Origin of the sequence: Streptomyces chrestomyceticus JCM 4735 (genome assembly GCF_003865135.1) — a bacterium.
Classification (GTDB): domain Bacteria; phylum Actinomycetota; class Actinomycetes; order Streptomycetales; family Streptomycetaceae; genus Streptomyces; species Streptomyces chrestomyceticus.
The window spans coordinates 7154565-7168431 of sequence record NZ_BHZC01000001.1; the positions used below are offsets into that span (position 1 = coordinate 7154565).

Below are 13867 nucleotides of genomic sequence, written 5' to 3' on the forward strand. Positions count from 1 at the left end.
CCCTCTCCAGAAAGGTGCCGACCGGCGTGGCCGACCGTCTCATCGTTCGTGGCGCTCGCGAGCACAACCTCCGGAACGTCTCGCTCGACCTGCCCCGAGACTCCCTCATCGTCTTCACAGGGCTCTCCGGCTCGGGCAAGTCCTCGCTCGCCTTCGACACGATCTTCGCCGAGGGGCAGCGCCGCTATGTCGAGTCGCTCTCCTCCTACGCCCGGCAGTTCCTCGGGCAGATGGACAAGCCCGATGTGGACTTCATCGAGGGCCTGTCCCCCGCGGTCTCCATCGATCAGAAGTCGACCTCGCGCAACCCGCGCTCCACGGTCGGCACGATCACCGAGGTCTACGACTACCTCCGCCTGCTGTTCGCCCGGATCGGCAAGCCGCACTGTCCCGAGTGCGGCGACCCGATCGCCCGGCAGTCGCCGCAGGCCATCGTCGACAAGGTCCTGGAGCTGCCCGAGGGCAGCCGCTTCCAGGTGCTGGCCCCGCTCGCGCGCGAGCGCAAGGGCGAGTTCGTGGACCTCTTCTCCGACCTCCAGACCAAGGGCTACAGCCGCGCCCGCGTCGACGGGGAGACGATCCAGCTCTCCGACCCGCCGAAGCTCAAGAAGCAGGAGAAGCACACGATCGAGGTGGTCGTCGACCGCCTGACCGTCAAGGACAGCGCCAAGCGGCGGCTGACCGACTCCGTCGAGACCGCGCTGGGCCTCTCCGGCGGCATGGTCATCCTCGACTTCGTCGACCTGGACGAGGACGACCCGCAGCGCGAGCGGATGTATTCGGAGCACCTCTACTGCCCGCGCGACGACCTGTCGTTCGAGGAGCTGGAGCCCCGCTCGTTCTCCTTCAACTCGCCCTTCGGCGCCTGCCCCGACTGCACCGGCATCGGTACGCGCATGGAGGTCGACCCCGAGCTGATCATCCCGGACGAGGAGAAGTCCCTCGACGAGGGCGCCGTCCACCCCTGGTCGCACGGCCACACCAAGGAGTACTTCGGCCGCCTGGTCGGCGCGCTCGCCGACGCCCTCGGCTTCCGTACGGACATCCCGTGGGCCGGGCTGCCGCAGCGCGCCAAGAAGGCGATCCTCAACGGCCACCGCACCCAGATCGACGTGCGCTACCGCAACCGCTACGGCCGCGAGCGCTCGTACACCACCGCGTTCGAGGGCGCCGTGCCGTTCGTCAAGCGGCGCCACCAGGAGGCGGAGAGCGACAGCAGCCGCGAGCGCTTCGAGGGCTACATGCGCGAGGTGCCCTGCCCGACCTGTGAGGGCACGCGCCTCAAGCCGATCGTCCTCGCGGTCACGGTCAAGGGCCGTTCGATCGCCGAGGTCTCGGCCATGTCGATCAGCGACTGCGCCGACTTCCTGCGCGAGATGAAGCTCGACGCCCGCGAGAAGAAGATCGCCGAACGGGTCCTCAAGGAGGTCAACGAGCGGCTGAAGTTCCTGGTCGACGTCGGCCTGGACTACCTCTCGCTGAACCGTGCCGCGGGCACCCTCTCCGGCGGCGAGGCCCAGCGCATCCGGCTCGCCACCCAGATCGGCTCCGGCCTGGTCGGCGTGCTGTACGTGCTCGACGAGCCGTCCATCGGTCTGCACCAGCGCGACAACCACCGGCTCATCGAGACGCTGGTGCGCCTGCGCGACATGGGCAACACGCTGATCGTCGTGGAGCACGACGAGGACACGATCAAGGTCGCCGACTGGGTCGTGGACATCGGCCCGGGCGCCGGCGAGCACGGCGGCAAGGTCGTGCACAGCGGCACGATGAAGGAGCTGCTGGCCAACAAGGACTCGGTCACCGGGCAGTACCTGTCCGGCCGCAAGGCCATCGTGACGCCCGAGGTGCGGCGGCCCGCCGACCCGAAGCGGCAGTTGACAGTGCACGGCGCGAAGGAGAACAACCTCCGCGACATCACCGTCTCCTTCCCGCTCGGCGTGCTCACCGCGGTCACCGGTGTCTCCGGCTCCGGCAAGTCCACGCTGGTCAACGACATCCTCTACACCCACCTGGCCCGCGAGCTGAACGGCGCCAAGTCGGTCCCCGGCCGCCATGTGCGCGTCTCCGGCGACGACCAGGTGGACAAGGTCGTGCACGTCGACCAGTCGCCCATCGGCCGTACGCCGCGCTCCAACCCGGCGACGTACACCGGCGTCTTCGACAACATCCGCAAGCTGTTCGCGGAGACGATGGAGGCCAAGGTCCGCGGCTACCTGCCGGGGCGCTTCTCCTTCAACGTCAAGGGCGGCCGCTGCGAGAACTGCGCGGGCGACGGCACGATCAAGATCGAGATGAACTTCCTGCCGGACGTGTACGTGCCGTGCGAGGTCTGCCACGGCGCGCGCTACAACCGGGAGACCCTGGAGGTCCACTACAAGGGCAAGTCCATCGCCGAGGTCCTGGACATGCCGATCGAGGAGGCGCTGAGCTTCTTCGAGGCCGTACCGAGCATCGCCCGGCACCTGAAGACGCTCGACGAGGTCGGCCTGGGCTACGTCCGGCTCGGGCAGTCCGCGCCGACGCTGTCCGGCGGTGAGGCGCAGCGCGTCAAGCTCGCCTCCGAGCTGCAGAAGCGCTCCACCGGCCGTACGGTCTACGTCCTGGACGAGCCGACCACCGGTCTGCACTTCGACGACATCAGCAAGCTGATCAAGGTGCTGTCCGGCCTGGTCGACAAGGGCAACTCGGTCATCGTCATCGAGCACAACCTCGACGTGATCAAGACCGCCGACTGGATCGTGGACATGGGCCCCGAGGGCGGCAACGGCGGCGGCCTGGTCGTCGCCGAGGGCACGCCGGAGGAGGTCGCGGCGGTCCCCGCCAGCCACACCGGCAAGTTCCTGCGCGACATCCTGGGCGACCGGGTCAGCGACGCGGAGCCAGCCCTGGCCGGCGGGCCGAAGAAGCGCGCGGCGAAGAAGACCGTCGCCGCGACGAAGGCCCCGGCGAAGAAGACCGTCTCGGCGAAGACCGCCACCAAGGCGGCCGCTTCGAAGACGACGGCGAAGAAGACGGCAGCCAAGCCCGCGGCGGCCAAGAAGACGGCCGCCAAGAAGGCGACGCGGGCCCGCCGGGCCTGATCGCCGCCGGACGAGCCGACGGGCCGCCGTCCCACCCGTAAGGGGAGGGGCGGCGGCCCGTCGTCGTCATGGGGTGGGCAGCCCTTCATGGGGGCAGGCAGGCAGTCCGCCCGGCCGCCGCGCGCTGCGCGGTCCGCCCGCCGTCGTACGGGCGCCGGGCGTCCGGGACCGCCCGTATCACCGTTACGGCTGCGGAACCCGCCGTCCTATACCCCCGTCACGACTGCGAGGCCCACCGCCCCATACCCCCACTAAACCCGCGCCCCCCACCACCCCATCACTCCGGCCCCACCAACTCCGTCGCATACGGCGGCTGCGCGCCGGGCCGGGAGCAGGTCACCGCGGCCGCGCGGGCGGCGAAGCCGAGGATGTCGCGCCAGGCGTCGGAGGAGAGCGCGGTGAGCGCGTCGGGGGACAGGGCGCCGTGTGCGTCGAGACGGTGCAGCAGGGCCGCGTTGACGGTGTCGCCCGCGCCGATCGTGTCGGCGACCTCCACCTGCTGACCGGGCACCGCGATCTCCGCACCGCCCGGCGTCAGCACGGACAGCCCGTCGCCGCCGCGCGTGAGCACGACCGCCGCGGGACCGGCCGCCAGCCAGTCCTTCACCGCGGCCGCGACCCCCTCGGGCCCGGCCAGCCACTCCGCGTCCTCCTCCGAGAGCTTCAGCAGCGTGACGTGCGGCAGCCAGGCGCGGAAGCGGGCGCGGTAGGCGTCCGGGTCCGCGATCAGCCCGGCGCGGATGTTGGGGTCCAGCGCCGTGAAGATCCCCTGTTCGGCCGAGCGGCGCAGCAGCGCCTCGTACGCGCTCGCGCCCGGCTCCAGGACCATCGAGCAGGTGCCGAACGACACCGCCCGCGCCGCGGCGGGGAGTTCGGCCGGGAGGGTGAACAGCCGGTCGGCGGTACCGTCGGCGTAGAAGCCGTAACCGGCCGAGCCGTCCGGGCTGATGTCCGCGACGGCCAGGGTGGTGGGCTCGGCGCCGCGCTGGACCAGCGAGGTGTCCACGCCGTCCGCCCGCAGCCCGCGCAGCAGTTCCTCCCCGAACGTGTCGGTGGACACCCGCGAGCAGAACGCGGCGGGCGAGCCGAGCCGCCCGAGGGCGAGGGCGGTGTTGTACGGGCCGCCGCCCCGGCGCGGCAGCAGCGCGGGCAACGGCCCGTCCCCGGACGGCGATTGCGAGCTGGGGACGAGGTCGATCAGGGCCTCGCCGGCGACGACGATCACGACAGTCCTGGCCTTTCTGGGGGAGGGGAGGGTCAGTGTCCGGTGCAGCCGCAGGATGCGCGGTGTACGTACGTACAGGGCAGCCGGAGGGTGCGTGGCGGGCGGTCCGGTTCCTCCAGCCGTTCCAGCAGCAGCCGGACCGCGGCGGCCCCGATCTCCTTGCTGGGCTGGGAGATCGCGGTCAGGCGCGGCGCGAAGAGGTCGGCCCAGGAGAAGTCGTCGAAGCAGGCCAGCGCGATGTCACGGGGGACGTCGAGGCCCAGGTCGCGCAGCGCGCGCAGGGTGCCGATGGTCATCGCGTTGTTGGCGGTGATGACGGCGGTGGGCGGTTCGGGGGCGGCGAGCAGGTGCCGGATGGCGTCCTGGGCGCCCTCGGCCTCGGAGTTGCCGCCGGCCAGGAGTTCGGGGGCGAAGGGCAGCCCTCGGGCGCGCAGGCCCTCGCGGTAGCCCTGGACGCGTTCGGTGGTAGTGCTCAGTCCGGGCAGTCCGGCGACCAGTCCGATGCGGGTGTGGCCGAGGTCGGCGAGGTGTTCGACGAGCTGCCGTACGGGGGCGGTGTTCTCGGCGCAGACCTGGTCGTACGCGTCGCCGACGAGGCGGTCGAGGAAGACGGCCGGAACCTTGCGCCGGGTCAGGTACTCCACCATGCCCGCCGGTTCGGCGGACGGCGCGACGATCATGCCGTCCACCCGGCGTTCGTGCAGCAGCCGGACGACCTTCTGCTCGTGCGCGGGGTCGTCGTGCGGATCGGCGATCAGCAGGCTGTAGCCGGCTTCCAGGGCACCGGCCTCGACGCCCTGGAGGATCTCGGTGAAGTACGGGTTGCTGATCGCGGAGACCGCGAGACCTATGGAGCGGGTGCGCGCGGTGACCAGGGAGCGGGCCAGCGTGTTGTGGGTGTAGCCCAGCTCGTCGATGGCCTTCAGGACGGCGGCGCGGGTGTCGGGGCGTACCGGCCGGGTCTCGTTGAGCACGTGCGAGACCGTGGCCACCGAGACCCCCGCCTGTCGCGCCACATCGACCATCGTCGTCATCCGGTCCGTCTCCCCGAGTCCGTCGCCCTGCTCCGCCGGCCGGAGGTCCGGCTGCCGGTACGTAGTCCATCACAGCCTAGACGTAAACGCTTGCGCAAACGTTTACCCCCGGGTTACGTTCACGCCGCTCCATCCCGCAACACCCGCAACACCGCACGAAGACGTGAGGAGGCGCCGATGCGCGCTGTCGTGGTCACCGAGCCGGGCCGTACCGCCCTGACCGAGGTTCCCGATCCCCGGCCGGAACCCGCGGAGGTCGTCGTGCGCGTCTCCTCCTGCGGGCTGTGCGGGACCGACATGCACATCCTGGGCGGCGAGCTGCCCGCCGTGCCCTACCCGCTCATTCCCGGGCACGAGCTGACCGGCGAGGTGGTGGCCGTGGGCGAGGGCGTCACCGGCCCGGCCGTCGGCGACCGCGTCGCGGTCAACCCGAACATGCCGTGCGGCGCCTGCCACTACTGCCGCATCGGGCGCGCCAACCTCTGCGAGGACTACCAGGCGATCGGTGTCACCCAGGCGGGTGGTTTCGCCGAGCTGGTCGCCGTCCCCGCACGCTGCTGCCACCTCGTCCCGGAGTCCTTCTCCGAGGCCGCCGCGGGCCTGATCGAGCCGCTGTCCTGCGCGGTGCACGGTCTGAACCGGCTGCCCCGCCGCCCCGGCGAGCACTACCTGATCTACGGCGCCGGAACGATGGGCCTGATGATGGCCGCGCTGGTGCGCACCGCCGGAGCCGCCTCCGTGTCCGTCGTGGACCTCAACGAGGACCGGCTGGCCTTCGCCGAGAGCTTCGGCCTGGACGCCGCCGTCACCAGCGCCGACCGGCTCGGCCGCAAGCCCGGCTTCGAGGTCGTCATCGACGCGACCGGCGCCGTCCCGGCCATCGAGGACGGCCTGGGCCGGGTTCGCAAGGGCGGTACGTTCCTCCAGTTCGGCGTCACCGACCCGGCCCGCTCCGCGAAGTTCTCGCCGTACCTGGTCTACCACCACGAGATCGACATCATCGGCTCGATGGCCGTGCACAACAGCTTCCAGCCCGCCATCGACGTCCTGGAGGCGGGACTCGACCTGGACCCGCTGGTCAGCGACGTGTACGGGCTGGAGGACTTCGACGAGGCGGTGGCCCGCTTCCGGGCCGGCACCGGCCGCAAGATCCACATCGCGCCGCAGCAGGGCTCCCGTACGGCGGGCCCGCGGTCCGCGCGGAAGGGGTGACCGGCCGTGCCCGCACGCATCAAGAACGCCCTGATCTGGGTCTTCGGCGCCCTCGGCGGCATCCTGTGGGGCTATGACACCGGCGTCATCTCCGGCGCCATGCTCTTCATCAAGAACGACATCGCGCTGACCCCGCTGCTGGAGGGCATGGTCGTCTCCGGCCTGCTGGTCGGCGCGATGCTGGGCGCGGGCCTGTCCGGCCGGCTGTCCGACTCCTGGGGCCGGCGCCGGCTGATCCTCGCCGCCTCCGCCGTCTTCATCCTCGGCACCCTCGGCGCCGCCCTGGCCACCACCCCCTGGACGCTGATCGCCTTCCGCTTCGTGATCGGCACCGGTGTGGGCATCGCCTCCGTCGTCGTACCGCTCTACCTGACGGAGCTGGCGCCCAAGCACCTGCGCGGCGGGCTGACCTCGCTGATGCAACTGCTGGTCACGGTCGGCATCTTCCTCGCGTACGTCACCGACTACCTGCTCGCCGGCGCCGAGGCGTGGCGCTGGATGATCGGCCTGGGCGTGGTGCCCGCCGCGATCCTCGCGCTCGGCATCGTCACCCAGCCCGAGAGCCCCCGCTGGCTGGTCGGCAAGGGCCGCAACGACGAGGCGCGGCACGTCCTGACGCGGCTGCGCGGGACGGGCGGCGCGGCCGACACCGAACTGGCCGAGATCGAGGAGACCGAACGCGTCGAACGGGCCGAGAGCCGCCCGCTGACCCTCAAGGACCTCACGGCGCCGCGGCTGCGGCCGGTCCTTCTCGCCGGGATGCTGCTGGTCTTCTTCCAGAACTTCGTCGGCATCAACACGATCATCTACTACGCGCCGACGCTGCTCACCGACATCGGCTTCGGCTCCGACGGCGCGATCCTCGCCAACGTCGGCATAGGGCTGCTCAACATGCTGATGACGCTGCCCGCCATGCGCCTGATCGACCGCAAGGGCCGCAAGCCGCTGCTGCTGTACGGCGCGCTGGGCATGTGCGCGGCCATGCTCGTGCTGGCCGTCACCAACCTGTCCGGACTGGGCTACGGGGCCGCGCTGTCCACCCTCACCCTCTTCGGTATCGCCCTGTACATCGCGTCCTTCGCCGTCTCCTGGGGGCCGGTGCAGTGGGTGATGCTGCCGGAGCTGTTCCCGATGCGGATCAGGGCCGCCGCGGTGAGCCTGTGCGTCATGTTCAACTGGCTGTTCAACATGGCCGTCTCGCTGGTCTTCCCGTCCCTGCTGCGCGCCTGGGGCGCCGGCGTGAACTTCCTGTTCTTCGCCGTGACGACGTTCGCCGCCTTCCTCTTCGTACGGAAGCTGCTGCCGGAGACCAAGGGCCGCAGCCTGGAGGAGATCGAACGGGACCTGCTCAAGGGCCGTTCGGGGCATCCGGAGGACCGCGACGGGGGCCGGTCGGGTCGCCCCGAAGCGGACGGATCGGTACCGGTATCGTCGGGAGCCGACGCCGCGGGGTGACGCCGCGCCCTGACCGAATTCCCGGGAGTACGACATGAGCCAGCCCCCCGCCCGCCGGACCGTGCTGCGAGGGGCCGCGCTCGTCGGCGCGGCGGGCTTCGGCGTCGCCGCCTGCTCCGGCGGCGGCTCGGACGAGTCGTCCGCGACGCCCGCCGAGCCGGTCGCCCTGGGCGCCGCCGCCGAGGTACCGGTCGGCGGCGCCAAGCTGTACCGCGAGAACCGCCTGCTCGTCTCGCAGCCCGAGAAGGGCCAGTACAAGTGTTTCAGCGCCAAGTGCACCCACGCGGGGTGCGTCCTGGACAAGATCGAGCGGAACCAGGGCAACTGCCCCTGCCACGGCAGCCGGTTCGACGTCACCACCGGCAAGGTCATCCAGGGGCCGGCCTCCAAGCCGCTGCCGGAGGTCCCCGTCAAGGCCGAGGGCGGGAAGCTGATCGCGGGCTGACCGCCCGGTGGGCAGCGGGATGACGGAGTGGACGCCGGGCGTCGTCACACAGCGCAGTTGGCCGGAAACGGACTGCTCGGCGGCGGGGGACTGACAGGGGGCCGGGTGACGATCTACGATCGCACGACGCGTGGCACGGATGGCGCGCGAGGGGGTGTCGTCGTGCTGGTTTCCTCGTGTCTCCACCCGGCGGCGGCAGCATGACCGGGCGTCGCTACCGGGTCGTCTGTCCTCCTGTACCCACAAGCCATGGAGAACCACCCGCGATGCACTGGAGGCGACTGCGCCGCCGCTGCCGGCGCGTGATCGACGGCATACCGCTGCCCGAGCCGTTCTCCGCCCAGGAACTGTGCGCCCGGCTCGCCGCCGACCGGGACCGCCCGCTGCGGCTGCTGACCCTGCCCACCCCGACCGGACTGGGGATGCCGACCGGCATGTGGCTGGCGACCGAGGAGGGCGACTACGTCTTCTACGACGCCCAGACCAGCCCGCTCCACCAGGAGCACATCATCCTCCACGAGATCGGCCATCTGGTCTGCGACCACCGCATGGCCGTCGAGGACCCCAGGCTCTTCCGGTACATCGACATCGAGGACCCGGCGTCCATCCGGCGGGCCCTGGGCCGCACCCGCTACTCCGACCGGCAGGAGCAGGAGGCGGAGATGATCGCCAGCCTGATCCTGGAGGGGGCAGGCCGGGTGCCCGCGCCGACGCTGCTGTCCGGCACGCTCGGCGGCCTGGCGTCCGGCATGGGCCTGCGGTCCGGTACGGGTTCGCGGGGCACCCGTCACTCGGGGCGCCGTGCTCGCGTGGCTGACGGACCTCGCCTGGCTGGAGAACGCAGGCATCGTGGCCCTGTGGGCGGTGGTGCTCGCCCGGGCGCCGCAGGGGCTCAAGGACCGGGCGCAGCGGCCGCTGTGGTTCGCCATCGTGATGATCGCGCTGGCCATGTCGATGCACCTGGAGCCGGTCACCGCCGTGCTGGCCCGCCTCGTGCCGGGCGCCCACTGGGTGGACCTGTCCACGCACCTGTTCAGCATCGTCGACGCGGCCGCCGTGCTGTGGTTCATCTTTCAGGCGGCGGGGCGGCAGCGCCGTACCGTGCTGGTGTTCGGCGCCGCGCTCGCCGTCATGCTGGCGCTCGTCGCGCTCGACCTGACCGGGCCGCCGCACGCGCGCAACCAGATCACGCCGTCGCCGGACATCCCGAGCGTGCCGGACGCCTACTGGTACGTCTTCTTCGCCTTCCACCTGACGGCCGACACCACCTGCGGCTTCGTCTGCTGGGCCCAGGGCCGTACCGGCGCGCCCCGGCTGCTGCGGTACGGGCTGCGGCTGTTCGGCACCGGCATCCTGCTGGCGTCCCTGCTGTGGGTGCTCAAACTGGCCTATCTGCAGACCCGTTCGCCGGTGTTCGGCCCGCTGTTCTCGCCGGTCACCGGCGTCGAGGCGCTGTTCATCGCGGCAGGCGTGGCGCTGCCCGTGGTGGCCGGGGCCCGGCAACTGTGGCGGGACCGCGCGTCCTACCGGGGGCTGGCCGTACTGTGGCGGGAGCTGACGGCGGTCACCCCCGATGTGGTCCTGGGCTCGGGCAGCCGGCTGCGCAACGCCGTGCTGCCGCTCCAGCTCCGCCTGTACCGGCGCGTCATCGAGATCCGCGACGCGATGATCGTGCTGCGCGACTACGTCACCCCGGACACGCTCGACGGGGTCCGCCGGCACGTGGGGGAGCGGGCCGTCCCCGAGCACCTGGCCGACGCGCACGTCACCGCCTGCTGGCTGGCCGCCGCCCTGCACGCGCGGCGCACCGGGGAGGCGCCGCAGGCCCAGACGGCCAATCTCGCGGGCCCCGGCGCGGGCGATCTCGGCGAGGAGGTCCGTCATCTGCTGCGGATCGCGGATGCCTACCGGTCTCCCGTGGTACGCGAGTACCGGGCGGTACACGTCGGCAGCGGGTGACGGTACCGCGCCGCGGCCCGCCGCCGACGGGCCGCCGTTTCCGTACGAGGAGAGGAAGACCGTGCTCATTGCCTTCGCCCTGACGCCCATGGGCGTGGAGGAGAACGGCGCGGCGTACGTCGCCGACGCGATCAAGATCATCCGGGAGTCCGGGCTGCCGAACCGCTCGGACTCCATGTACACGATGATCGAGGGGGACTGGGACGAGGTCATGGACGTCGTCAAACGCGCCACCGAGGCCGTCGCCGACCGGGTGCCGCGCGTCCAGGCCAGCATCAGGATCGATGTGTGGCCGGGGATGGACCGCCCGCTGGACGGCAAGATCTCGATGCTGGAGCGGCGCGTCGCGGACAACGCGGCGGCCGCGGGCGCCCTGGACAGCGGTACGGCGGCCGCGGACGCCGACGCGTCGGGCGTCCCGGCCACCGGGGCGGGGCCGGCCTCCTAGAGAGCGCCCCCGCCTCCAGGGGCCCGCCACGCGGCGGGCCCCTCTGCGGGGATCACCCACGGGGCACGCATCCGGAAGCGCGCCCCGCCCGGATCACCCCCAGTCCCACCCGATCCCCACGATCCCGGGCCGTACGCCTTGCTCCACCAGGTGTACGGACCGGTGCTGCCCGCTCAGCGTCAGCTCCTGCTGGCCCGAGCGGGGCGCGCCCGCCTTGGTCTGGGTGAAGCGGCGGCAGCGGACCGGCAGCGCCGCCTCGTCGAAGCACACCTGGAGGACGTACTGGCCGCCGGCGAAGCGGAAGCCCCGTACGTACTCCGCGCTCTGGCCGCCGCTGCCGTCCTCGAAGCTGTGCCCGAAGACGTGGGTGTCGCCGGCCCGCAGCCGTACGTCGAAGAGCAGCTCGGCGACCACCATCGCGGTGGCCGCGTTCCGGCGCACCCGGCCCAGGCGGCAGTTCTCCCCGGCCGTGACGGTCACCCGTGACGGGTCGCAGCCCGCGTCCCCCTGGTGGATGGCGATGTAGCGGTCCACGCCGTCCCGGTGGGCGCGCACCACCTGGAGGGAGCGCCGCCGGCTCAGTTCGCGGCCGGCTCCGATGTGCACCCATTCGTGGTGGCCGACCGTGTGCAGCCCGCCGTCCGCCGGCGCCTCCAGCTCGGCGAGGAGCGCGTGCAAGGCGTCGGACGGGTCGAAGAGCGAGCGGTAGGAGCGGGCGGCGGGGCGCTCCGCCGTCTCGGCCCGCGATCCGCCTTCGGGGACCAGCAGCCGGTGCAGGGAGCGTGCAGGCAGGTCGAGGACTTCCTCCAGGGCCCGTACGGCGCGCAGCGACTCGGGGCGCTGAGGACGCCGGGCCCCCTGCTGCCAGTAACTCAGACTCGTCACACCGACCTTGATGCCGCGCTGTGCCAGCTTGTGCTGGACGCGGTGCAGGGCGAGGCCGCGCGCGGCCAGGGCGGCCCGCAGCGCCAGGTGGAACGGGCCGGTCCGCAAAATCTGTGTCAGTTCGGCCAAGTGGGGGGAGGCCGGGCCGCTCTCGTGGTGGGCCCGGTGCCCCTGGTGCGGTGCTTGCTCGTGTGCTTCCCGGTGTTCGCGAGGTGTTTCCTGAGACGCTCCATGGGGTGTCCCCCGGGGTGTTCCATGAGGTGTATGTGGTGCCTGCTGTGTCATGTGCTGATTCATCGCCCAACCCTCCGGCGCGCGCGGTGAACGTTCACAACCGGTCTTCACACCGTGCGCTGTCCCTGCCTGTCCGCTGCAGTACGCCGGGCACGAGCCGTTCACACCCGGCACCGGACGTCCACACCCCCATGTCACCCCGCATTGAAGCGTGTTGACCTGCTCCCGACAACACCCGATGCTCCTGACCAGCATCCGGATGCGCTCCTCCATCCCCACCCCCCTCACCGGGAGAGGAACGCCATGACCTGTGCACCACGCACCCGCGGCGCACGCCGCAGATGGCTGTCGGCCGCGGCGCTGTCGGCCGCCGCACTGACCGCCGTACCCGCCACATCCGCCACCGCCGCGCCCGCCCCCACCGGCACGGCGGTCCGGACGGCAGCCGCCGCGTCCGCCCCACAGGGCATGACGGCCGCCAACCGGCTCAACATACCCATGCAGGCCCAGGAACAGACCAACTGGTGCTGGGCCGCCTCCGGCAACACCATCGCCACCTTCTACGGCAAGCGGTACAGCCAGAACCAGTTCTGCAACGCCGCCTTCAATCGCCAGCAGGGCGGCAACTGCCCCAACAACCAGGCCACACTCGGCAATGTGCAGAACGCCTTCGACTGGATGGGCGTCAACCCGGGCTCGTACGTCACGGGCTATCTGCGCTACGGCACCGTCCAGAGCGAGATCAACGCGGGACGCCCCGTGGAGACCCGCATCCAGTGGTCCTCGGGCGGCGGGCACATGCACGTGATCTACGGTTTCGACACCGCCAGGAACTGGGTGTACTGGGGAGACCCGTGGGGCTCCAACAGCCGCTACAACTGGGGCGACTACAACTACTACGTCAACGGCGACTCCTTCTCCTGGACCCACTCCCTCTACCGGATCGGAGCCTGAGGCCATGACCGAGCACAGAGCTCCGGCCGTATCCGGCACCGCCGCCGGGCGCCGTACCCCGGCCCTCCGCGCCGCCATACGGGCCGCCGCCACCGGCGCGCTCACCGCCGCCTTCCTCGGTCTCGCGCCGCAGGGCGCGCTGGCCGCCACCCCCGCGCCGCCGCCCGCGCCCGCCGCGTCGACCGTCACCGCCGCCCGCACGGCGGCCACCGCGCCGGACACCCTCGCCACGCTCTCCCGCTTCTTCGCACGCGACGGCGCGGTCGCCCTGGCGAAGGCACGGCCGCGGATCGAGGGGCGGACCGTGCCCGTGTACGTCCTCTCGGCCGACTTCGTCCGCGGCAAGGCCGGGGCACCCGTCTCCCGGCTGGAGTTCCTGGCCAGCACGGCGGTCTCCGCCGACGGACAGAAGGCGTCCGTGTGGACCGCCCGGTCCGGCGGTGCCTGGAAGGTCGTCAACATCGCGACCGGCGACGACGAGGCCCGCTACAGCGCGGCCGGCGCCGGCGGCACCGTCTTCCAGGAACCGCAGATCAACGCCTGGTACGAGCAGCGCGGCGACCGCGTCCGGCCGCTGGACGCCGAGGCCCGCAAGGCGATCGGCGCGGGCGGCACCACCGTCGCCGCGTACCAGAAGCGCGTGGCGAAGGCGTACGGCGACAAGCTGCCCGGCTCCGCGTACGACCGGCGCGGCGCCGCCGGCGGGTACGGCCCGCAGACGTCCGGCGCGGACGACGGGGCCGCCCGGCAGGGCACGCCGGGGCAGCCCGTCGCGGCCGACGCCACGGCGGGCGACAGCAGCGGCCCGGTGACCGCCGCCTCGGCCGTCGCGGGCACCGCCGCCCTGCTCGCCCTCGGGCTCTCCGGCGCCGCGGCGCTGCGCAGGCGCCACAGCCGCTGAGACCCGGCCGGGGAGCCGCACCGGGGCCGCCC

Annotated in this window: 11 protein-coding genes; 8 read left to right on the forward strand and 3 right to left on the reverse strand. The window is 72.0% G+C overall.

Annotated elements, in window-relative coordinates; translation table 11 throughout:
- The first annotated feature begins 26 nt into the window (after positions 1-26).
- On the forward strand, positions 27-3083 hold the full coding sequence (uvrA, locus tag EJG53_RS31255) for an excinuclease ABC subunit UvrA (protein WP_125047740.1): 3057 nt from the start codon (positions 27-29) through the stop codon (positions 3081-3083).
- A 277-nt stretch (positions 3084-3360) separates the two neighbouring features.
- Here uvrA and EJG53_RS31260 read toward each other — a convergent pair whose 3' ends face one another.
- Complete coding sequence (locus tag EJG53_RS31260; RefSeq protein ID WP_125047742.1) at positions 3361-4308, reverse strand: carbohydrate kinase family protein; 948 nt, start codon at positions 4306-4308, stop codon at positions 3361-3363.
- A 32-nt stretch (positions 4309-4340) separates the two neighbouring features.
- A complete protein-coding gene (locus EJG53_RS31265; protein ID WP_125047744.1) occupies positions 4341-5342 on the reverse strand; it encodes a LacI family DNA-binding transcriptional regulator in 1002 nt (333 codons plus the stop codon).
- 177 nt (positions 5343-5519) lie between these two features.
- On the opposite strand from EJG53_RS31265, the gene EJG53_RS31270 reads away from it, so the two are divergent.
- From EJG53_RS31270 to EJG53_RS31295, 5 genes are all read left to right on the forward strand, one after another.
- Positions 5520-6554: a zinc-dependent alcohol dehydrogenase family protein gene (locus tag EJG53_RS31270; RefSeq protein WP_125047746.1), complete on the forward strand. Its 1035-nt coding sequence runs from the start codon at positions 5520-5522 to the stop codon at positions 6552-6554.
- Between the two features lie 6 nt (positions 6555-6560).
- A complete protein-coding gene (locus EJG53_RS31275; protein ID WP_125047748.1) occupies positions 6561-8009 on the forward strand; it encodes a sugar porter family MFS transporter in 1449 nt (482 codons plus the stop codon).
- Positions 8010-8043: 34 nt separating this feature from the next.
- Positions 8044-8454, forward strand: a complete 411-nt coding sequence (locus EJG53_RS31280; protein ID WP_125047750.1) for a Rieske (2Fe-2S) protein — start codon at positions 8044-8046, stop codon at positions 8452-8454.
- 801 nt (positions 8455-9255) lie between these two features.
- On the forward strand, positions 9256-10413 hold the full coding sequence (locus EJG53_RS31290) for an MAB_1171c family putative transporter (protein ID WP_125047754.1): 1158 nt from the start codon (positions 9256-9258) through the stop codon (positions 10411-10413).
- 61 nt (positions 10414-10474) lie between these two features.
- Entirely contained in the window at positions 10475-10861 is a 387-nt protein-coding gene (locus tag EJG53_RS31295; RefSeq protein WP_031007139.1) for an MTH1187 family thiamine-binding protein, read from the forward strand.
- Positions 10862-10954: 93 nt separating this feature from the next.
- On the opposite strand, the gene EJG53_RS31300 is transcribed toward EJG53_RS31295, so the two are convergent.
- Positions 10955-11875 carry a hypothetical protein gene (locus EJG53_RS31300; RefSeq protein ID WP_125047755.1) on the reverse strand — a complete coding sequence of 307 codons (921 nt, stop codon included), beginning with the start codon at positions 11873-11875 and terminating at the stop codon, positions 10955-10957.
- Between the two features lie 408 nt (positions 11876-12283).
- Here EJG53_RS31300 and EJG53_RS31305 point away from each other — a divergent pair, with 408 nt between their 5' ends.
- Positions 12284-12934 carry a papain-like cysteine protease family protein gene (locus tag EJG53_RS31305; protein WP_125047757.1) on the forward strand — a complete coding sequence of 217 codons (651 nt, stop codon included), beginning with the start codon at positions 12284-12286 and terminating at the stop codon, positions 12932-12934.
- Between the two features lie 4 nt (positions 12935-12938).
- Positions 12939-13835 (forward strand): hypothetical protein, encoded by an 897-nt coding sequence (locus tag EJG53_RS31310; protein WP_244955416.1) that lies wholly within the window; start codon positions 12939-12941, stop codon positions 13833-13835.
- The last annotated feature ends 32 nt before the right edge of the window (positions 13836-13867 follow it).

What these genes read in the sequence shown, in the direction of transcription:
- EJG53_RS31265 (WP_125047744.1), bottom strand. Translation starts at nt 5,342, where the DNA reads ATGACGACGATGGTCGATGTGGCGCGACAGGCGGGGGTCTCGGTGGCC.
- EJG53_RS31270 (WP_125047746.1), top strand. Translation starts at nt 5,520, where the DNA reads ATGCGCGCTGTCGTGGTCACCGAGCCGGGCCGTACCGCCCTGACCGAG.
- EJG53_RS31280 (WP_125047750.1), top strand. Translation starts at nt 8,044, where the DNA reads ATGAGCCAGCCCCCCGCCCGCCGGACCGTGCTGCGAGGGGCCGCGCTC.
- EJG53_RS31305 (WP_125047757.1), top strand. Translation starts at nt 12,284, where the DNA reads ATGACCTGTGCACCACGCACCCGCGGCGCACGCCGCAGATGGCTGTCG.
- EJG53_RS31310 (WP_244955416.1), top strand. Translation starts at nt 12,939, where the DNA reads ATGACCGAGCACAGAGCTCCGGCCGTATCCGGCACCGCCGCCGGGCGC.